A 20,155-nucleotide genomic window follows, 5' to 3' on the forward strand; every position below is an offset into this window, starting at 1 on the left:
CTCCGGCAGCAGCCGGCCCGGCGCCGTCCGTCGACCGTAAGCCGCACGCAGTGGAGAAGTCATGACGAGCGCAGTGCACTGGAACGATCCGCTCACCGAAACCGAGATCGCCGAAGTCGTCGCGTTGGTCGGTGCCGACCCGCGCATCGGGGAACGACCGCGCTACTGGGGGATCGCGGTCGAGGAGGGACTGGCCCGGGCCCTGGCCCCGGGGCAGGGCCGACCGGTGCGGCTGGTGGTGATGAATCCCGACGAGCACGCCGCCTGGGAGGTCGGTGCCTGGACCTCGGGCACCGACCGGGCGGCATCGGTGGCCTCGTGGACACCCGTGGACTCCGAGCGACCCGGTGTCTCCAGCGAGGAGGCCCGGCTGGTCGCCCAGGCGTGCCGGCAGGACGCCGCGTTCCAGGCAGCGCTCGCCAAACGCGGCATCACCGACCCGTCGTTGATCTGGGTCGACCCCGAGTCGATCACCGGGTTCGAGCCCGAGGACCTGGCCGGTCGCCGGCTGTCCTGGGGCACCGTCTGGCACCGGTTGAGCGAGGACGACAACGGCTACGCCCGGCCGGTGGCCGGACTCGTTCCGATCATGGATCTGGAGACCCTCGAAGTGGTCCGGATCGAGGACCACGGGGTCATCCCGATGGCATCCGAGACCGGGAATTACCGCTCCGGCACCTGGGGACCGGACCGGCACGTCGCGCCGTTGGAGATCATCCAGCCGGAGGGGCCGGGCTTCACCATCGACGGGCAACTCGTCACCTGGCAGAACTGGTCCTTCCGGGTCGGGTTCACCCACCGCGAGGGTCTGGTGCTGCACGACATCACCTACCGCGACGGTGACGAGGTGCGGCCGGTGCTGAAGCGGGCGGCCGTCAGCGAGATGTACGTGCCGTACCTGGACAGCGACCCGACCGCGTACCGCAAGAACTTCTTCGACTGGGGCGAGTACGGTGCCGGCCCGCTCACCGCGTCCCTGGAACTGGGGTGTGACTGCCTCGGGGAGATCCGGTACCTCGACGCCGCGGTGCTCAACGGTCACGGCCAGGCGCGGACCATCAAGAACGCGATCTGCATGCACGAGGAGGACTTCTCGATCCTCTGGAAGCACGTCAACACCCGTACCGGCGAGGCGGACGTGCGGCGCAGTCGCCGGATGGTGGTCTCGTTCTTCGCCACCGTGGCCAACTACGACTACGGCTTCTACTGGTCGTTCTACCAGGACGGCATGATCGACCTGGAGATCAAGTTGACCGGCATCCTGTCGGTCTCCGGTATCGACGACGGTCAGACGCCACGCTACGGCCGTATGGTCGCCCCCAACGTGCAGGCCCCGAACCACCAGCACTACTTCGGTCTGCGGCTGGACATGGGGGTCGACGGTCCACTGAACCGGCTTTCCGAGATCCACGCCGAGGTGGAGGAGGACGAGGAGCTCAACCCGTACGGCAACGCCTGCCGGATGGTGCGGACCCCGATCGCCAGCGAGGCCGAGGCGGCGCGCAACAGCAACCCGGCGCGGGCGGTGCACTGGTTGGTCGAGAGCAGCGATCGGACCAACCGGTACGGTGACAAGACCGGCTACCGGCTCACCCTGCCGAACACGGCGCGACTGTTCGCGCGGCCCGGCAGTGTCGTCGAACGCAAGGCGCCCTTCGTCGCCAAGCAACTCTGGGCCACGCCGTACGAACCGTCGGAGCGGTTCATCGCGGGGGAGTACCCGAACCAGGCGCCACTCGGCGAGGACGGCATCACGGCCTGGCAGCAGGCGGGCCGATCCCTCGACGGTGTCGAACTCGTGCTCTGGCCGGTGGTCGGCGTGCACCACGATCCTCGTCCCGAGGAATGGCCGATCATGGCGGCGCACCGCATCGGCATGCGGTTGGAACCGGACGGCTTCTTCGACCGCAACCCGTCGCTGGACCTGCCGGCTCCCCGTCGGCACGGTGCCACCTCCGACGGCTGCTGTCACTGAGCGCGGCGCATGGACCAGGTGTGGTCGGTGACCGGGCCGCTCGGCCCGGCGGATCTCGGCGTGACCCTTCCGCACGAGCACGTCTTCGTGAACCTGACCCCGACCGAGTCCCGGGACGGGTTCATGACGGTGTGGGAGGAACGGGAGCGCGACATCCGGCGATTCGTCGAACGCGGCGGGTCGACGTTGTGGGACGTCACCAACGGTGAGCTGAGCGACCACGCGGCACCCGTCTACTACGACCGGGATCCGGCCCACCAGGTGCAGAATCCGGTCACCGGGTCACGCTCGGTCGCCAACGTGCTGGCGACCAGGGAGATGGCGGAGCGGACCGGTGTCAACGTGGTCCTGGGCACCGGTCACTACTTCGAGGCGTACCTCGACCCGGGATGGTGGGAGCGCAACACCACCAACCAGATCGCCGACTATCTCGTCGCGGACCTGCTCGACGAGATTCCGGGCACCGGTGTGCGCGCCGGGCTCATCGGGGAGATCGCCTCTGATCGCCCGAGGATCACCGCGAATGAGGAGCGGTCGTTCCGGGCGGCGGGGCGGGCGGCGGTGGAGACTGGTGCGCTGGTGAGTACGCACGCGCCGACCTTTCCGACCGGCGAGGCGCAGATCGACATCCTCACCGCCGAGGGCGTCGACCCGGAGCGGATCATCGTCGGTCACACGGACACGGTGAAGGATGTGCGGTACTCCCTCGACCTGCTCCACCGCGGCGTGTACGTCGAGTACGACTGCATGATGGCGTGCAAGGTCGGTGGACAGGTGGTGGATGCGGAGCTTCGGCGGCGGGTCGAATACCTGAAGCACCTCGTCGACCGTGGTTTCGCCGCGAAGATCCTGCTCTCCCAGGACGTCAGCCAGCGCTCTCACCAGGCGGCGCAGGGCGGCCCGGGGATGTGCTTCCTGTTCGAGGAGTTCACCGAGTACGCCGTGGCCGTCGGCATCGATCCCGATGTCATCGCCTCGATGACGTTGGACAATCCGCGGCGGGCGATGTTCGGTGAGTGAGCCGGGGCGGTAGGACGCGGCGGTGGCGGGGCGCCTTCGGGCCCCGCCACCGGCACGGGTGGGTCAGCCGGCGGTCGGCTTGCCCGCGGCCAGCCAGTCGAAGACGTGCTCGCTGGTGACCAGGGCGTCGCGTTGGAGGTACGCGATGGCCCGCAGGGCGGCGTCGTGCGCCTCCCGGCTGGAGCCGCCGATGCAGTCGGTCAGTACCCGGACGCGGTAGTCGTGCTGGTGCGCGTCCACCGCCGTGTAGTGGATGCAGACGTCGGTGAGGCCGCCGATGAGCAGCACCGTCTCGGCCTTGTACGCCTTGAGCACGATCTCCAGTTCGGTTCCGAAGAACGCTGAGTATCGCCGCTTGCGGATCAGGAACTCGTCGGGGCGGGGCCGGACCCATGGTGCGAGTTCCGTCTCGGGCCACCCCTCGACGCAGTGCGGGCCCTCGGCACCGTCGAGTTCGCGGCCGATGTCGACCAGGCTCGGCTTGTGGACCTCCTGGATGAAGACGACGGGCACGTCGTGTTCGCGGCAGGAGTCGATGAGGCGCTCCACCCGGTCCGCACGTTCCCGCCGCCCACCCATCTGGGCGATCTCGGAGCGAGACTCCTCGTCGGGTACCTGGCCGCCCTGGATGTCGACCACGATGAGTACGGCGTTGCCCACGACGGCGGGCGGCACTGAGGTCGTCATGCCGTGAACACCACGTAGACCTTGCGCAGCGTCTCGTGCACCGTCCACGTGCCGCGCCAGCCGATCGGGAAGTACGCGGTGGTGCCGGGGGTCACCGTGGTCGGTTCCGCCCCGTCCTCCTGGACCGTCATCCGGCCGGAGACCACGTGGATGATCTCGCCTCGGGTGAGGAACTCCCAGCGCGACGAGCCCGGTTCGCACTCCCAGATGCCCGAGATGACGGTGCGGTTGCCGTTGGTGAAGTCGACGCGGCTGCGGACCAGGATCTCGCCGCTCAGCGGCTGCGCGCTCGGTGGCCCGAGTGGCCTCTCCTCAAGGCCCGTGGCGGTGCTGGGGAAGGTGGTGAGCGTCATCTGACCTCCTACGAGCGGGAAGCCCAGGTTAACGCATTGGATGCCATGCGGACTAGATTGGATCCAAACTCATCCGCGGAAGACGGTGGACGAGCGGAGTTCGTACCAGCGGGCCAGCTGCTCGCCGGCCTTGATGACGTGTTCGCGCATCTGGTCGGCGGCCTGCTGGGCGTCGCCGTCGGCCAGTGCCTGCAGGATCCGCTCGTGCTCGTGGAAGTTCTCGTCGCGGTGCCGGCTGTCGTTGACGACCAGCTGGGCGGAGACGTTGCGCGGGAAGGTCTCGTTGATGTCGCTGATCGCCTTGCTCAGCCGGGCGTTGCCGGAGATGCTCGCGATCAGCGTGTGGAAGATGTCGTTGCTGCGCCGGTGATCGTGCTGGGCGGGCACGGGGTGGCGCCCCGCGGAGTGGTCGTACATCTCCTGGTTGGCCACCCGCAGCTGCTCGATCTGGTCGCGCGTGATCCGGGGAACGGCCCGAGCGGCGGCCAGCGCCTCCAGCTCCGCCCGGACCTCGTACGCCTCGCGGACGTCCCACGGCGCCGGCACGCTGACCACGGCGCCCTTGTTGGGCAGCACCTCGATCAGGCCGCTGGTCTGCAGCTGGCGCAGTGCCTCCCGGACCGGCGTGCGGGAGACGCCGAAGTTGCTGGCCAGCTCCGCCTGGCGCAGCTGGGCCCCGATCGGGATGGCGCCGGTCATGATCCGGTCGCGGATCTGCTCCGCGAGGTCGTCGACGAGGGCTGCGCCGGTCTTCCTGGTTACCGCCGTTTCCGCGGGCTCGCTGGTCACCCGGCCACTCTCCTCTAGCTCGACGACGACGCGGCACGGGCTGACGTTGACTGCTGAGGTGCGGCGGCGTGGGGAACGCCCGCCAGTGCCCAAACCTGCCCGTTGAGTCACATCAAGATAGCAGGCCGGTGGTTGCGTGGACGCAGTTGGGGTGAACTTGGGTATCTTTGCTTCCGCTCAGGATCCGAAGCCATTAACATTGGATCCAATGAGAGGGGAACTGTGTCTGTAGAGCTACCCTTCGTCGTTCGCGCACTCCGGCTGGAGGCGGTCGGCGTGATGTCGGTCGAACTCGTCCCGGACGCCGGTGTGGTCGTTCCGGACTGGGCGCCCGGCGCCCACGTCGACCTGGTCGTCGGCGACGGCTCCACCCGGCAGTACTCCCTGTGTGGCGATCCCGGCGTGCCCGTGTGGCGGATCGCCGTCCTGCGTGAGCCGGCCGGCCGGGGTGGCTCGGCGTGGGTCCACGACGAGCTGCGCCCCGGTGACCGGGTCCGGCTCCGCGGGCCGCGCAACCACTTCGCGCTGGAACCCGCCGCCGGGTACGTGTTCGTGGCCGGCGGCATCGGCATCACACCGTTGCTCCCGCTGCTGGCCGAGGCGAGCCGACGGGGTGCCACCGGCCAGCTGCACTACTTCGGCCGCGCCCGGCCGAACATGGCCTTCATCGACGAGCTGACGCCGTACGGGGACCGGGTCCGGGTGTACGCGGAGACCGACGGTCCCCAGCCCGCCCTGCGGACGCTGCTCGACGAACTGCCTTCCGACACGCTCGTCTACGCCTGCGGCCCGATCGGGATGCTGGACGCGCTCCGGGCCGCCATGACCGAGGCCGGCTGCCTCGACCGGCTCCGGACCGAGTTGTTCGCCGCGCCGGCGGCGGTCCAGTCGTCGCCGGAGGACGGCTCGTTCACCATCCGGCTCGAACGCAGCGATGTCGAGCTGACGGTGCCCGCCGACCGCTCCGGGCTGGACGTCCTCCTGGAGGCCGGTGTCGACGTGGTCCACGACTGCCAGGAGGGAATCTGTGGCAGTTGCGAGACCCGGGTGCTCGGCGGAGAGATCGACCACCGGGACCACATCCTCACGCCACAGGAGCGGGCCGCGGGGGACTGCATGATGGTGTGCGTCTCCCGCGCAGCCGGTGAGCGGCTGGTCCTGGACCTGTGAGCCGACGTCGCGTATTGCCGGTGCCGTCCGCCGCCGATGGGCGCCGGGCACCTGCTTCCCGCTCCACCCTCGTCCTCGAACCGCGGAGGTAAGCAGTGCTGCGACAGGAAGACAACGACAAACTCACCCAGACCGGAGCCGGGACCCCACTGGGTGGCCTCATGCGGGCCTACTGGCAACCGGCGGGCCTGGTGTCGGAAATGCCCGTCGATCGTCCGGTCAAGGCGATCCGGCTTTTCGGCGAGGAACTGGTGCTGTTCCGCCGGGGCGACGGCTGGGGACTGATCAGCCGCTTCTGTGCCCACCGCGGGGTCGACCTCTCCTACGGCCGACTCGAGGACGGCGGGCTGCGCTGTCTCTATCACGGCTGGCTCTACAACGACGAGGGGCGCTGCGTGGAGCAGCCCGCCGAGCCCCCGCACAGCCAGTTCCTGGACAAGATCCGGATCGCCAACTACCCGTGCGTGGAGCGTAACGGCATCATCTTCGCCTACCTGGGCGCCGGCGACCCGCCGCCCTTCCCCGCGTACGACTGCTTCACCGCGCCGGACGCCTACACCTTCGCCTTCAAGGGACTCTGGGAGTGCAACTGGCTCCAGGGTCTGGAAGGTGGGATCGACCCGAGCCACGTCTCGTTCCTGCACCGGTTCGTCGGCGAGGACCCGCGTGACGTCTACGGCCAGCAGTTCAGCGAAGTGGTCGAGGGCACCGGTACGAAGCTGTCGAAGCTGGTCGGTGACCACTACCGTCCCGACATCGAGGTGGAAAGCGCCGAACACGGGCTGCGACTGTTCGCCATCCGCCAGCTGACCGAGGACATCAAGCACGTCCGGGTCACCAACCTGATGTTCCCGAACGCCTTCGTGGTGCCCTTCGGCAACAGCAAGGTCTTCACCCAGTGGCACGTGCCGATCGACGACGAGAACCACTACTGGTACATGATCTTCTACGACTTCGCCGAGGAGACCGACAAGGAGACGCTGCTGCGGCAGCGGCTGGAGGGCGTCTCCCTCCCCGACTACCGGCCGTTGCGCAACCGCTCCAACAACTGGGGCTTCGACCCGGCCGAGCAGCGCGACCTCACGTACACCGGGATGGGGCTCGACATCAACGTCCACGACCAGTGGGCGGTGGAGAGCATGGGACGGATCCAGGACCGGACGGTCGAGCGGCTGGGCGTCTCCGACCGCGCCGTCACCGCCAACCGGCGGATGCTGCTGCGGGCGATCGACACGTTCCAGGCCGGCGGCGCGCTTCCCGCGCATCCGCTGGACGAGGCGTCGGCGTCCCGGCTGGTCGGCCCGCTCGCGGTCGACCTGGTCACGCCCAGCGAGGGCTGGCAGGACCGGTGGCGGGAGAAGGAAGCCGAACGCCGTAGCCGGTCGCCGTGGTGCCAGGCGCAGCCGGAGTCGGCCGATGCGTAACGTCGACGAGCGGGACGTCGCCGAGGGTGGCGGCGGGGCCAGCGCCCGGCCGATGCTGGCGAAGGACCGCGGCGGCTTCGTCGACCGGCACGACCTGTGGACCGAGACGCAGTACGCCGCCGCGGCGCAGATGCGCCGGGTCATCGACGAGCTCGGCATCGAGATGGTGCGCTTCGGTTTCGTCGACCAGCACGGCATCGTCCGCGGCAAGACCATCGCCCGCTCCGCGGTCGCGGCGGCCATGCGATCGGGCCTGACCGCCCCCAGCTCGCTGCTGCTCAAGGACACCTCGGGCCAGTCGACGTATCCGGTCTTCGCCGCCGACACGGGTGTCGGGGTGGCCGGCTTCGCCGGTGCCGGCGACATCGTGTTGGTGCCGGACCCCACCTCGTTCCGGATCGTGCCCTGGGCCGACCGGACCGGCTGGATCCTGTGCGACGTGCGCTTCCCGGACGGCTCGCCGGTGCCCTTCTGCACCCGGAGCCTGCTCCGGGAGCAGCTGCGGAAGATGGCTGATCGCGGCTACCAGATGGTCGTCGGTGCCGAGTTGGAGTTCCACGCCTTCCGGGTCGTGGACGCGGGGTTCGCCAGCGACCGGGTCGGTCGGCCGGGAGCGCCTGGCGCTGCCGTGTCGGTCGGCCCGACGACGCCCGGTTCCCAGTTGCTGCACGAGGAGACGCTCGACGGTCTCGACGAGCTGGTGCAGGCGCTGTACACCGGGCTGAACGCGCTCGACCTGCCGCTACGCTCGATCGAGCTGGAGTTCGGGCCGAGTCAGCTGGAGTTGACGATGGCGGCGGCGGACGCGGCGACGACCGCCGACGCGGTGGTCGTCTGCCGCAGCGCGGTCCGGCAGATCGCGCGTAGGCACGGTTTTCACGCGACCTTCATGTCCCGGCCGCAGGGCGCCGAGTCGGCCTCCACGGGATGGCATCTGCACCAGTCGCTGACGAGTCTGCACACCGGGCGGGGCGCGTTCGTGCCCGGGGAGCAGGACAGCGGGCCGCTCTCGGTCACCGGTCAGGCGTACCTGGAGGGGCTGCTCTGTCATGCCGCCGGGGCGTCGGTGTTCGCGACTCCGACGGTCAACGGCTACAAGCGCTACCAGAGCTTCTCGCTAGCCCCGGACCGGGTCGCCTGGGGGATCGACAACAAGGGGGCCATGGTCCGGGCCGTCGGTGGGCCGGGAGATCCGGCCACCCGGCTGGAGAACCGGTGCGGGGAGCCGGCGGCCAATCCCTACCTGTACATCGCCGCGCAGGCGGTCAGTGGGCTCGACGGTGTCGCCCGACACCTGGAGCTGCGGCCGCCGACCACGAGCCCGTACGACACGTCGGCGCCGCTGCTGCCCCGGTCGCTCGGTGACGCGGTGAGCGCCTTGGAGTCCGACGAGGTGTTCCGCGCCGCCTTCGGCGACGTGGTGGTCGACTGGTACGCCCACCTGAAGCGGACCGAGTACGAGCGCTACCTGCGGCACGTCTCCGATTGGGAGCAACGGGAGTACTTCGGCTTGTTCTAGGGCTTTGACCTGGGTGGGAAACGCCACCGTAGCAAAATCGAGACCCGGGTTTTATGGATGCACATCTTGAGGTTGGGATCCAATCTGAGATTCAATGGATCCACGGCGGCGGGGTGCCGGTGTCACGGCTGTTGAAGGCACACGGAAGCACATGGAGGAAGGTTGCGCACACTCCTGATCAACCCGCGTCGGCGGATGCGCGCGGCGCTCGTCGCCGGCACAGCGCTGGCACTCGTTCTCGGCGGCTGCACGTCGGCTGAATCCGGTGGCGACTCGGACGCCTCCGGCGGACTGAGCGGGCAGGTCGTCTGGGCCGACTTCGGCGGCCCCACCAACAAGGCACGAAGCGGCAGCTACTTCGACGACTTCACCAAGGAAACCGGCGTCAAGGTCATCTCCGAGGTCGAGGGCGACGCCATCGTGAACACGATGCTCACCGGCGGCAAGGGGCCGTACGACGCGATCCACGTCGGCCTGGACACCGTCTACCAGCACAAGGCCAACATCGCCCGGCTCGACGACTCGGTCGGTCGGGACATCAACCTGCCCGAGAACATCCGCGACTACGCCTTCGGCACCTTCATGGTCGGCCACGTCCAGGCCTACCTGACCGAGACGTTCCCCAACGGTGGGCCGAAGAACTGGGCCGACTTCTGGGACGTCGCCAAGTTCCCCGGCAAGCGCGGCTGGATGGGCAGCCCCGGCAGCTTCGACAGCGCCTGCGAGATCGCCTCGCTGGCGGCCGGCGTCGCACCCGACAAGCTGTACCCGCTCGACCTGGATCTCTGCACCAAGAAGCTCGACGAGCTGCGACCGAACATGGTCTTCTACACCCAATACCCGCAGATCCAGCAACTCCTGACCTCCAAGACCGCCGCGGTCGTGGCCGGGCCCTCCGGTCAGGCGACCGCCCTCAAGAACCAGGGCGTGGACGTCACCATCTCGTTCGACCAGGCGCTGGTCAACCCCAACGTGATGACGATCCCGGCCACCGCACCCAACATGGCGAACATCCAGGCCCTGGCCAAGGTGTTCAACGACCCGCAGCGCCAGGCCGCGTTCGCCAAGCTGACCGGATACGGCCCCGGCAACCCCGAGGCGTTCAACTTCATGGACGAGGAAACCAAGGCGAAAATCGTCAACTCGCCCGCGAACACCAGTGTCATCCCGTTGAACGCCGAGGAACGCGCCAAGGCGAACGACGAACTGCTGGCCTGGTACACCAAGTGGCTCGCAGGCTGATCACGGACGGGGCCGCGGGAAACCGCGGCCCCGCGCCTGTCGCGTCCTGGGGCCACCGGTGATGCCCGCCGTCGTGATCGGCGAGCGGCGCGTGCGGCTCCCACGCAAACCCGACGAGGAGACCCGATGACCTACGCCGCCGGCTACCGGCACGACGTTCCGGGCGGCGCGGCCTGGTCACTCACCCTGGCCCGCGGCAGCACGCTGCGCATCGAGGCGCAGGGCACCGACGCCGTGGCCAGCATGCTGATCTACGCGGCGGACCGGCAGGAGCGACTCAACGTGCCGGACACGCTCAAGGCGCAGATGTCGGCGCGGATCCACCCGCCGATGGTGCTGATGTCGGACATGGGCAAGGCGTTGGTCTCGGTGACCGGTTCCTCCTCCGACTGGCACGACGCGATCACCGGGCACAGCCTGGACGGCGACCTGACCCGCTTCGGCCCATCGGACTACGGCCGGGACCGCAACGACTGGCGTCGCAGCGCCCGCAGCCTGCTACTCGACGAGCTGTACGTGCACGGCCTCGGCGAACGGGACCTGCACGCCACGGTCAACTGGTTCGTGAAGGTACGCCCCGGCGGCGACGCGCGGGGCACCCTGACGTACGAACCCGGGCACACCCGCGCCGGCGACTGGGTGAGCCTGCGAGCCGAGCAGGACCTACTCGTGGTGCTCAGCACCGCGCCGCACCCCCTGGACCCGTCGCCGCAGTGGCAACCAGCCGGGGTACGGGCGACCGTGACCCCGGGCGAGCCCGCGCCCGCCGACGACGCCAGCCGGACGTTCCGCGCGGAATCGGGCCGCGCATTGGCCGCCACCGAGAGGAGTGTGCGGTGACAGTCGTACCGCAGGCACTGTTCGACGTGACCGTCGCCGCCGGCGACGGATGGCTCGGCGAGATACCGGCCGGTGGTCGGCTGCGCATCGTCGACCTGCACGGAAACCAGGCCGTCGACACCCTGCTGTACGACGCGCGGGACACCGCCAACCGGTACAGCGCCGTCGACACCATCCGGGCACAGGGCTCGGCGTACCTGACCACCGGTTCGGTGCTGCGCAGCGTACGCCTCGATCCGCTGGCCACGATCGTCGACGACAGCTGCGGCCGGCACGACACACTCGGTGGCGCCTGCGCCAAGGAGAGCAACGTGGTGCGCTACGGCGAGCACACCCGGCACCAGCACGCCTGCCGGGCCACCTTCCTCCGGTACGCGGTGGCCGGTGGGCTGACCAAACAGGACCTCACCCACAACATCAACTTTTTCATGAACGTGCCGCTGACCGAGACCGGTGGACTCACCTTCGCAGACGGGGTCTCGGCGCCCGGCAAGCACGTCGAACTCCGCGCGGAACGCGACATCCTGGTACTGATCAGCAACTGTCCCCAGTTGAACAACCCGTGCAACGGCTACGACCCGACCCCGGTGCGACTGCTCGGATGGGCGTCGTGACGCCGCTTCCCCCGACCGGTGGCAGCCCACCGATCGGCGAGGCGGTGTCGACAGAGGCCGCGCCGCACGTCTGGATCACCGAGTTCTCCCGGCAGGAAGTGACGCGCCTCGCCGCCGAGGCCCCCGACGGACCGTTGACCGGCGTACGGTTCGCCGTCAAGGACAACCTGGACGTCGCCGGGTACCCGACCACGGCCGGCTGCCCCGATCTGGCGAACCGGGCGGCAGCCACCTCCGCCGTCGCGGTGAGCCGGCTCGTCGAGGCGGGCGCGGTGCCGGTCGGCAAGACGAACATGGACCAGTTCGCCACCGGGCTGGTGGGCACCCGTAGCCCCTACGGTGCCTGCCACAGCGTGCACAACTCGCAGCACGTCAGCGGCGGGAGCAGCTCCGGCAGCGCCGTCGCCGTGGCCACCGGCCTGGTACCGCTGGCCCTGGGCACCGACACCGCCGGCTCTGGCCGGGTGCCGGCCGCCTTCAACGGTGTCGTCGGGGTCAAGCCCACCCGTGGCCTGGTGTCCACCCGTGGGCTGCTGCCGGCCTGCCGGTCGCTGGACTGTGTCACCACCTTCACCCGGTCCGTCGCCGAAGGCGTCGCCGCCCTCGACGTCCTCGCCTGGCCCGACCCCGAGGATCCATGGTCACGTCCGGCTCCGCCGACGCCGCCCCCGGGCGTGGCGGCACGAATGCGCACCATCGCCGTACCCGCCGGTGACCTCGACCTCGACCCGGCACACCGGGTGGCCTGGGCGGCGGCGCTGCATCGGCTCGGCAGGGTCGCCACCCAGGTGGTACCCGTCGACATCGGGCCGTTCCTGGCCGCCGCCGCGCTGCTGTACGGCGGACCGTGGGTGGCCGAGCGGTGGGCGGCGTTCGGGGCGTACCTCTCCGGGACCGGCGTGGACCCGACCGTACGGGCCGTCGTCACGGCTGGCCGCGACGTCACCGGCCCGGCCGTCTTCACCGCGCTGGACCGCCTCGCCGCACTGAGGCGACAGACCGAACGAATCTGGCTGGACGTCGACGCGCTGCTGCTGCCGGTCACGCCGGGACACCCGACCCTCGCCGAGGTCGCCGCCGACCCGGTCGGGGTGAACAGCCGGCTCGGGACGTACACCAACTTCGTCAACCTGCTCGACCTGTGCGCGGTGGCGGTGCCGGCCGGCACCCGGGCCGACGGACTGCCCTTCGGGGTGCAGTTCGTCGCGCCGGCCTTCGCCGACCGGCCACTGCTGGACCTGGCCGCACGTTGGTGCGGTGAGGACCGACCCGGCGGAGGTGCCGACCGGCCGCCGGCGGGCACCGCGCTGGTCGCGGTCGTCGGCGCACACCTGACCGGCATGCCGCTCAATCCGCAGCTCGTCGGGCTCGGCGGACGGCTGCACACCCGCGCCCGCACGGCCGCCGGGTACCGCCTGTACCGGCTGCCCGGACCGGGTGTCGCCCGGCCGGGGCTGATCTTCACCGGCGACGGACCGGACGGCGGCATCGCGGTCGAGGTGTGGCAGCTGCCGCACCAGGCAATCGGCGCCCTGCTCGGCACCATCCCGGCGCCGCTCGGGCTCGGCCCGATTCGACTGGACGACGGCAGCACGGTGATCGGCTTCCTGGCCGCCGAACACGGCATACGCGGGGCCCGTGACGTCAGCGCCGCCGGTGGCTGGCGGGCGGCGCTGACGACCCCGGTCTGACCGGCCGGCCGCTGCGAGCCGGCCGCCCGGTCAGGGCGTCGGCAGTCGGCTCAGACCATCGCGAGCAGCATCAGACCCATCACCATCCCCATCGCGGCGTGGCAGATGCCGTCCGCCCGCGCTCCGGACCGGGACTCGGGCGGCTCGGATCCGCCCGGTTCCTGCCAGCGCGGTGTCAGGCGTAGGCCCCGGCTGGCCCACCATCCCGCGCTGAGCAGCAGGTATCCGCCCAGCGCCAGACTGACCACCGGTGACCACCAGGAGGTCGCCTCCGGCATGCCGCCGTGATGCCCGCCGGCCCGCACGCCGTGCGCGGCGGCCATCCACACCATCGCCGCCGTGGAGACGGCGAAGTACGTCGCCACCGCTCGGGAACCGTGGGGCAGCCGATCCCGGGACCGGGCGGCGCGGACCGTGAACCAGACCGCGATCGGCGCGAACAGCGCGATCCACACCTGCGCTGGTATCCCGATCGGCCAGACCATGGCGACCATCGAGGTCGCCATGAGCAGATGGGGAAACTCGCGCATCCGGGACCAGCCGGCCGGTGCCGGGCCGGTGCCCGGCTGCCGACGTGCGGGATGCAGCAGCCGGCTCGTGAAGTACGGCACCACGACCATCAGCGCGAGCGTCATCGGCCACCGTAGCGCCGGGCTCGTCATCGGGTCGATCCAATCGTCTGCATCCGGTGTATCCGGTCATGATTCGCGGGATGCGGTCACTCTTTCACCTTCCCCGGCGGCCGAAAAGGCCCTGTGGCGAAGTCGGTACGCAGCAGCGCGCTGGCCGTTGACCTGCGGCGTTACAGGTCAACGTCGTGCACCTCGGGCCACCGGCCGGCCTTTGCCCCGTGCCCGGGCGTAGCTCCAACGCGATGGCGCTGATCAGGACCGGCGGATCGGCCCGGGGGAGTGGGCGTCCCGGATCATGCCAGGTGGTCGTCATCGTCGATGCTCTCTCCTGACCCGGGATGCACGATGCCGCTGAGCAGCAGCCCGCTGATGCCCTGTCCTGCGGTGTCTGCCTGTCGGGACCGCGATGACGCGTACCGCTGCGGCCTGGGCTACTGATCACCGGCCACGTCATGATCGATCCGCAGGCGCTGGCCGACCGATGTCCGCCCAGCAGATCGAGCAGACCGCACGCCGATTCGCCGCCACCGCCGCGCTGGCCCGCGACGCGGGCTTCGACGGCGTCCAGGTGCACGCCGCGCACGGCTACCTGCTCAACCAAGCGGACTTCCAACGCGGCGGCTCCGCCGAGGACGATGCCCACCAGGTGATCGGCATGCTCGCTCAACACGGCACCGACCCTGGTCGAGCTCTCCGGCGGCCCGGTAGAGAGCCTGGCCGTACACGGACACACCGCAGATGGGCGCACGCTCGCCCGCGAGGCGTACTTCTTGCAGGCCGCGTCCGAGATCCTCGCGGACGCGCCGCTGCCAATCATGCTCACCGGCGGGATCCGCCGCCGCACGGCCGCGCTCCGCGTACTGGACGGCGGCGCGGCCGTCGCCGGCGTAGCCACCGCGCTAGCCGTCGACCCCACCGCGCCCCACCGATGGATCGACGGTCAGGACGCCCCCACAACCCCGGTCCACATCCATCGGTGAAACAAGACGCTCGCGGTGCGCTTTACGTTGCCGAGCGGTCACCGTACGGTCTGGTGGCGCCGGGACTCATGACGTAGAGTGCGGTCTATCTGACGGCGGGGGCGCGAGTCGGGCAGTTTTGTCGACTCTGCATCAGAGCTCTGCGCCGCAGCACAACGGGGGAAGGGCTGCTGTGGGCAAGGTTTCGTCATCTCTGGTTGCCATAGTCGCGGGCGGCGTCACGCTCGGCCTAACAGTCGTGATAGGTGCGGTGGCTACAGCCGCCGGTGGAGCGAGTCCGGACCGCGCGACGGAGCCCGCTGTGGCGCAGCCGGGCGCCGCGGCCGACCAGCCGGGCTCAATTGTGGAGGATTTCAGCTACCCCGGGGCCGCCGAGGTGTTGGAGCGGCGCGGCATCACGCTGCATAAGGGCGACGGGCGGATCATGCTGGTGGGATGTGGCTCGGACCCGAATCGCCCGCCGGCCGATCTGATCCTCGTACAGACCAACGACCTGACCCTGCCAGGGGGCCCCAACTTCTGCTTCAAGGCGACGGGCACCTCGGGATACCTATCGATGGAGATCCCCAAGGTCTACTTCATCCGGGGCGACAACAGTCGTACGACGTCCGCGACGCTCGAGGTGCTGCCGGCTGACGAGCAGAGCGAACCCGCCGAGATCAAGACGGAAAAGATCGACCCAGGCGAGTGGCAGCCGGTCGGTGTGGGCGCCAGCGAGGGCGAGGCGATCCTGCTGGAACTGCGCTACCCATACGCCGCTTCCTGACGGCTCTTCTCACCCGCCCACCGGGGCGCATCTCAACGGGCCGTACCTCTATACCGCGCCTGGTCCGTCGGCGCGAGACGCCCGACCATCGTCGCGGCTGCTGCCGCCACTCGGTTAGAGAAGTGGGGACCTCATGAACGTGTCTCGTTCGCGGCGGCTGCGGGGCGTCGGTCCTGGGCTCAGGGCCGTGTTCGCCGGCGTGCTGGCAGCGGTGATGGGCGTCGGGCTGCTGGGCGCACCAGCCCGGGCGGCAGACCTGGATGACGACGCCCGGGCCGACCGGTACCAGGCACTGCTCGCCATGCGGTTGGGCGACAGCAACGTGGCCCGGGCCGCCGAGGCGGCGCTGGCCGGTACCGACGCGGACGTCGCCCGGTTCCTCGAGTCCGGATACGGCGAGGCGTGGGCCCAGGACGACCTGGTCCGCGTCGAGGAGTACGGCGCCGTGGGCGGGCCGACAATCAAGCAGGCGGCGCAGGCGGCGCTGGCCGGCTCGGCCGAAGATCGCTCGGCCTTTCTCAGCGGCGGCTGGGAGACGGCCTGGGTGCTCGATGAGCGAGTCCGGGTCGGTCAGCTCATCGCGGTAGGCGGCGCCACCACAAAACGCGCCGGTCAGGCCGCGCTGAACGGCACCGACGAGGACGTCACCGAATTCCTCTCCGCTGGTCAGTACGCGGCACGGGAGACCGACGACCGGATCCGGGTGGGCCAGATCCTGACGGCCGGCGGCCCGGCTGTGAAGGCCGCCGCACAGACAGCGCTGAACGGCAGCCGGGAGGACATCCGTGAGTTCCTGCTGCACGGGCAGCACGTTGCCCGCGCGCAGGACAACGAGACCGAGACCATCACCCAACTTGTCGACCTGGCCCGGGAGGCCGGCGCGCTCGCTGCGCAGGAGACGCTGCAGGCGGAGCAGGCCTCCGCCCAGGCGGTCGAGTCGGCCCGATTGGCGAAGGAGGCGGCGGAGCGGGCCGCACGGGAGACCAGGGAAGCTGGCCAGGACGCTCGGCAGGCGGCCGCCGCGGCCGGCCGGGCGGCGGACGCGGCCGGACGGGCCGCCAACGCGGCGCAGCGCGCGATCGGCGCCGCGAACGCCGCGAGTAACGCCGCGCGGGTGGCGTCCAGCGCCGCGGCGCGGGCCGGGCGGGCCGCTGCCCTTGCTGGCAGCGCGGCCTCCCGGGCGAACACCGCCGCGTCGGCTGCGGCGGCGGACGCCACCAAGGCGCAGCAGGCGCGAAACGCGGCGCAGGTGGCCCGGAACGCGGCAGTTCAGGCGCGGCGTGCCGCCGAGGCGTCCGAGGCCTCGCAGCGTGCTTCGGCGGCGGCGGACCAGGCCGTACTCGCCGCAGCCGGTGCGGCGGGCAACGCGTTGCTGGCCGCAGCCGCAGCCGAGGAGGCGGCGGGACAATCGGCCGTCTCGCAGGCAGAGGCGGCCCGGGCACGCCAGGCGGCGGCGCTGGCCCGGCGGAAGGCAGGTGAGGCGCAGCGGGCAGCGAACGAGGCGGCGAGCGAGGCCCGTCGGGCCGCGACGGCGGCGGGCCAGGCCGCAACGGCCGCCCGTGGGGCAGCCACCCATGCCGACAACGCTGCGGCGGCCGCCGACGAGGCCGCGGCGCATGCCGGCGATGCGGCATACGCGGCGCAGAAAGCGCTGGAGCACGCACGCAACGCGCTGACTGCGGCGGACACTGCCGCGACCGCAGCCGACCAGGCCCGGCAAGTGGAGGAGGCGGCCCGCGAGGCGGACGCGCAGCGGCTGGCGGCGCAGACGGCGGAGGCGTTGCTGGAGGCTGAGGCCGCCCGCCGGGAAGAAGTCGCAAAGCTCGCCGGGGCTGCCTGGGATGACGCCGAACAGGCGCGTCGGGACGCCCAGGTTCGGCAGTGGCTGGCCGAGGCCACCGCGCCGGACGCCAGCCCGGAGGTGGTCGTCCGCAACGGCCGGCAGATCGCCGTCCGGCTGCTGAAGACCGGCGGCTCCTGGACCCGCGTGGCGGCCGAGGATGCGCTGCTCGGCACCGACCTTGACGTTCGGCATTTCGTCACCACTGGGCTGGCACTGGCAGCGGCGCAGGACAACCGCGCCATCGTGGCGCATCTGGCCGACACGGCCGCCAAGCCGGCGATCAAGGAGGCTGCGGAGGCGGCGCTGTTCGGTTCCGATGCCGACGTGCAGCGATGGCTGGAAACTCGTGAGTATGTGGGTAAGGAGCAGGACGACCGGATACTGATCGGTCAGCTCATCGCCGATGGCGGGCCGACCATGCGGGCGGCGGCGCAGGCGGCATTGAACGGAACCGCTGCGGACCAACTGGAGTTCCTGCGCGAAGGCCGGTTCGCCGCGGCGGAGCAGGACGACCGGATCGCGACCGCGCAGGTCATGACCGCTGGCGGGCCGGAGGTGAAGGCGGCAGCCACGATTGCGCTGGCTGGCACCCGCGCCGCGCTGCGGCACTTCCTCGATGTGGCCCAGCACAAGGCTCGTGAGCGGGATCAGGCAAGCGCCGCACACGTGGCCAAGATGCGCGTGATGGTGGCCGAGGCGGCCGGGGTGGCCGCGCAGGCGCGGGTGGACGCTGCCCGCGCGGCGGAGGCCGCCGCCCGGGCTCGAAACGCCGCGACCGACGCTGCCGAGTACGCCCGGCAAGCCGTCGCGTCGGCGAACCAGGCTGCGGCGTTCGCGCAACAGGCGAGCCAGTCGGCGGCGCAGGCGCAGCAATCGGCCGCTGCGGCGGCCGCCTCAGCGCAGCGCGCTGCCGCAGCGGCAGCGTCGGCCAAGGCGTCCGCCCAGTCGGCCCAACGCTCCGCGGCACAGGCGACCACGTCGGCGGCGCGGGCTCAGCACTATGCGGCCTCGGCGGCCGACGCGGCGGGCCGGGCCCGCAAGTCCGCCGAGGACGCCGGCAAGAGCGCCGCCGAGGCGCGGCAGCTTGCCACGGAAGCGTTGCAGGCGGCGATCGAGAGGCAGCGGGAGGAGGCCGAGGCGCGTCGGCGGGCGAACCAGCCGGACCCGCAAGGTACGCAGTGCAATCTGGCGCTGTACCTGCACGGGGCCTGTAATGATCCGCTGCTGGACGCGATAAACCGTGGCGACAACTGGTGCACGCTCCAGTTCGGCCACGGGCCGGTCTGCGACGGCGTCATGGAGCACTACAAGGAGCAGAACGAGCAGGACAAGCGGGTCGTCCAGCTCGTCCTGACCATTTGCGGGTTCGTGCCGGTGGCGGGTGAGGGGTGCGACGCATTGGATGCGGTCATCGCCTTCTTGGAAGGCGATGTCGAAGGTGGCTTCACCTCACTGTTCGCGATGATCCCCGGCATCGGCTGGGTCGCTGGCGGAAAGCGCGGCGTGGACCTGCTGCGCGAGCTGCGCAAGTTCGGTAAGAAGAGTGATGCCTGCCCGGTTCCGGGAGGTCGGGCCGCCAGCAGGTCGGCCGATGGTGAGCGGGTTGGCGTGCTGGCGGCGCCGGGCGATATGGATCCGCTGCGGTTCGTCGGCGACTACACCGGCCGCTTGGACCGGTACCTGAGCAAGGGTGGTCAGGCCAGCTTCGAAATTCACGTCTATTACCAGGGAAGGGAATACGGGTTCTTCGGTAGCAACGGGTGGTTTCCGAAGCATGGCCTTTCCATTCCCAGCAACCCGCCCAAGGAGCTGGAAAATATCCTCAAGGGATACGCGGTCGACTACATGCGTCGCAGCGGCCAGCTCAAAAATGGTGATAGCGTCAAGGGTGACGGGTGGAAGCGGCCGCGAATCGAGGCTTGTTAGTGAAGTACGTGAAGGTCGACTGGACGGGTACCGGGTACCTGCACGACCCCACCGCGTACCTGGACTGGCTTGAGCAGCACCCGGGGGCGCTGCCCCCGGGTGCGACCAGCTTCGCTACCGATCCCGGGCACTACGACATCCACAGTCCCCGGTGCCCCAAAGACCTACGGCCATCCCGCATGAGCGCGACAGACCAGAACGACGAACTTACGCTGGAGCTGTTCTTTGCTTTGCTGAACGACGACACCCCAGACGAGGGCCTGCGCATCACCTACTTCGACGTCGTCGACTTCCATATTTCAGTGACCGCTACACGAGGGCGGTGGGTGGAGCCGACGATCCGGCGGCTGGGCAGGTTCCAGCTCGATGAGCTGCTGCCACACGAGAAAGGGTGCAGCCACGAGATAAAGATGATTGGCGGCCTCATCACAGTGATTTCCGCCGACCTGTCCGCGCAGTGGACCGCAGACGTGCCCAGCTCGGCCGACCGGCCAGCCGACACCTGAGGCCGTGTCACAGGCGCGGGCGACGCCGGTCGGTCACGAACCGGAGGTAGGCCAAGGCAGACGGCCGAGAACCCGGCCTGGACCAGCACCCGCCACCAGCCCACGCCGGAACTCAACATGACGGCCCCGAGCGCCGGCATCACCAGCAGGTCTGGACCCGCGAGCAGCCGCATGATCG

At 70.2% G+C, this 20,155-nt stretch carries 17 protein-coding genes and 1 pseudogene; 14 read left to right on the forward strand and 4 right to left on the reverse strand.

What is annotated here, in order from left to right; translation table 11 throughout:
* The first annotated feature begins 61 nt into the window (after window positions 1-61).
* Together E0H26_RS13365 and E0H26_RS13370 are read left to right on the forward strand one after the other, a co-directional pair.
* Entirely contained in the window at window positions 62-1,975 is a 1,914-nt protein-coding gene (locus tag E0H26_RS13365; RefSeq protein WP_131303920.1) for a primary-amine oxidase, read from the forward strand.
* Between the two features lie 27 nt (window positions 1,976-2,002).
* A complete protein-coding gene (locus E0H26_RS13370; protein ID WP_165521846.1) occupies window positions 2,003-2,995 on the forward strand; it encodes a phosphotriesterase family protein in 993 nt (330 codons plus the stop codon).
* 63 nt (window positions 2,996-3,058) lie between these two features.
* Here the strand turns inward: E0H26_RS13370 and E0H26_RS13375 are convergent, their stop codons facing one another.
* From E0H26_RS13375 to E0H26_RS13385, 3 genes are all read right to left on the reverse strand, one after another.
* Entirely contained in the window at window positions 3,059-3,682 is a 624-nt protein-coding gene (locus E0H26_RS13375; RefSeq protein WP_131303922.1) for a cysteine hydrolase family protein, read from the reverse strand.
* Window positions 3,679-4,035, reverse strand: coding sequence for a cupin domain-containing protein (locus tag E0H26_RS13380; protein WP_131303923.1), 357 nt, complete (start codon window positions 4,033-4,035; stop codon window positions 3,679-3,681). The genes E0H26_RS13375 and E0H26_RS13380 overlap by 4 nt, the downstream gene beginning before the upstream one ends.
* Window positions 4,036-4,104: 69 nt before the next feature.
* Window positions 4,105-4,824, reverse strand: coding sequence for a GntR family transcriptional regulator (locus E0H26_RS13385; protein WP_206025058.1), 720 nt, complete (start codon window positions 4,822-4,824; stop codon window positions 4,105-4,107).
* A 222-nt stretch (window positions 4,825-5,046) separates the two neighbouring features.
* Here E0H26_RS13385 and E0H26_RS13390 point away from each other — a divergent pair, with 222 nt between their 5' ends.
* The 7 genes from E0H26_RS13390 (at window position 5,047) to atzF (ending at window position 13,324) form a co-directional block, all read left to right on the forward strand.
* On the forward strand, window positions 5,047-5,994 hold the full coding sequence (locus tag E0H26_RS13390; RefSeq protein WP_240742135.1) for a PDR/VanB family oxidoreductase: 948 nt from the start codon (window positions 5,047-5,049) through the stop codon (window positions 5,992-5,994).
* 95 nt (window positions 5,995-6,089) lie between these two features.
* The gene (locus E0H26_RS13395) at window positions 6,090-7,418 is read left to right on the forward strand and encodes a Rieske 2Fe-2S domain-containing protein (protein WP_131303924.1); all 1,329 of its coding nucleotides are present in this window, start codon (window positions 6,090-6,092) and stop codon (window positions 7,416-7,418) included.
* Window positions 7,411-8,937 carry a glutamine synthetase family protein gene (locus E0H26_RS13400; protein WP_131303925.1) on the forward strand — a complete coding sequence of 509 codons (1,527 nt, stop codon included), beginning with the start codon at window positions 7,411-7,413 and terminating at the stop codon, window positions 8,935-8,937. The genes E0H26_RS13395 and E0H26_RS13400 overlap by 8 nt, the downstream gene beginning before the upstream one ends.
* Before the next feature lie 162 nt (window positions 8,938-9,099).
* The gene (locus E0H26_RS13405) at window positions 9,100-10,179 is read left to right on the forward strand and encodes an extracellular solute-binding protein (RefSeq protein WP_131303926.1); all 1,080 of its coding nucleotides are present in this window, start codon (window positions 9,100-9,102) and stop codon (window positions 10,177-10,179) included.
* A gap of 126 nt (window positions 10,180-10,305) precedes the next feature.
* Window positions 10,306-11,019, forward strand: a complete 714-nt coding sequence (locus tag E0H26_RS13410; RefSeq protein ID WP_131303927.1) for an urea amidolyase associated protein UAAP1 — start codon at window positions 10,306-10,308, stop codon at window positions 11,017-11,019.
* Window positions 11,016-11,633 (forward strand): urea amidolyase associated protein UAAP2, encoded by a 618-nt coding sequence (locus tag E0H26_RS13415; RefSeq protein ID WP_131303928.1) that lies wholly within the window; start codon window positions 11,016-11,018, stop codon window positions 11,631-11,633. Before E0H26_RS13410 ends, E0H26_RS13415 begins: the two co-directional genes overlap by 4 nt.
* Window positions 11,630-13,324, forward strand: coding sequence for an allophanate hydrolase (gene atzF / locus E0H26_RS13420; RefSeq protein WP_240742136.1), 1,695 nt, complete (start codon window positions 11,630-11,632; stop codon window positions 13,322-13,324). The genes E0H26_RS13415 and atzF overlap by 4 nt, the downstream gene beginning before the upstream one ends.
* Window positions 13,325-13,374: 50 nt before the next feature.
* On the opposite strand, the gene E0H26_RS13425 is transcribed toward atzF, so the two are convergent.
* On the reverse strand, window positions 13,375-13,959 hold the full coding sequence (locus tag E0H26_RS13425; RefSeq protein WP_165521847.1) for a DUF5134 domain-containing protein: 585 nt from the start codon (window positions 13,957-13,959) through the stop codon (window positions 13,375-13,377).
* 478 nt (window positions 13,960-14,437) lie between these two features.
* Between E0H26_RS13425 and E0H26_RS29885 the strand changes: the two are divergent.
* From E0H26_RS29885 to E0H26_RS13445, 5 genes and pseudogenes are all read left to right on the forward strand, one after another.
* A pseudogene (locus tag E0H26_RS29885) lies at window positions 14,438-14,545 on the forward strand (oxidoreductase); the annotation flags it as partial.
* A 181-nt stretch (window positions 14,546-14,726) separates the two neighbouring features.
* Complete coding sequence (locus tag E0H26_RS29890; protein WP_240742157.1) at window positions 14,727-14,936, forward strand: hypothetical protein; 210 nt, start codon at window positions 14,727-14,729, stop codon at window positions 14,934-14,936.
* A gap of 301 nt (window positions 14,937-15,237) precedes the next feature.
* Window positions 15,238-15,702: a hypothetical protein gene (locus tag E0H26_RS29895; protein WP_131303931.1), complete on the forward strand. Its 465-nt coding sequence runs from the start codon at window positions 15,238-15,240 to the stop codon at window positions 15,700-15,702.
* A 187-nt stretch (window positions 15,703-15,889) separates the two neighbouring features.
* Window positions 15,890-19,471, forward strand: coding sequence for an ALF repeat-containing protein (locus E0H26_RS13440; RefSeq protein ID WP_240742137.1), 3,582 nt, complete (start codon window positions 15,890-15,892; stop codon window positions 19,469-19,471).
* Window positions 19,471-19,977 carry a hypothetical protein gene (locus E0H26_RS13445; RefSeq protein ID WP_131303932.1) on the forward strand — a complete coding sequence of 169 codons (507 nt, stop codon included), beginning with the start codon at window positions 19,471-19,473 and terminating at the stop codon, window positions 19,975-19,977. The genes E0H26_RS13440 and E0H26_RS13445 overlap by 1 nt, the downstream gene beginning before the upstream one ends.
* Window positions 19,978-20,155: the final 178 nt, after the last annotated feature.

Origin of the sequence: Micromonospora zingiberis (assembly GCF_004331455.1) — a bacterium.
Taxonomy (GTDB): domain Bacteria; phylum Actinomycetota; class Actinomycetes; order Mycobacteriales; family Micromonosporaceae; genus Micromonospora; species Micromonospora zingiberis.

Coding starts and splice junctions, on each gene's coding strand:
- E0H26_RS13365 (WP_131303920.1), top strand. CDS start 62: ATGACGAGCGCAGTGCACTGGAACGATCCGCTCACCGAAACCGAGATC.
- E0H26_RS13375 (WP_131303922.1), bottom strand. CDS start 3,682: ATGACGACCTCAGTGCCGCCCGCCGTCGTGGGCAACGCCGTACTCATC.
- E0H26_RS13380 (WP_131303923.1), bottom strand. CDS start 4,035: ATGACGCTCACCACCTTCCCCAGCACCGCCACGGGCCTTGAGGAGAGG.
- E0H26_RS13400 (WP_131303925.1), top strand. CDS start 7,411: ATGCGTAACGTCGACGAGCGGGACGTCGCCGAGGGTGGCGGCGGGGCC.
- E0H26_RS13410 (WP_131303927.1), top strand. CDS start 10,306: ATGACCTACGCCGCCGGCTACCGGCACGACGTTCCGGGCGGCGCGGCC.
- E0H26_RS13425 (WP_165521847.1), bottom strand. CDS start 13,959: ATGACGCTCGCGCTGATGGTCGTGGTGCCGTACTTCACGAGCCGGCTG.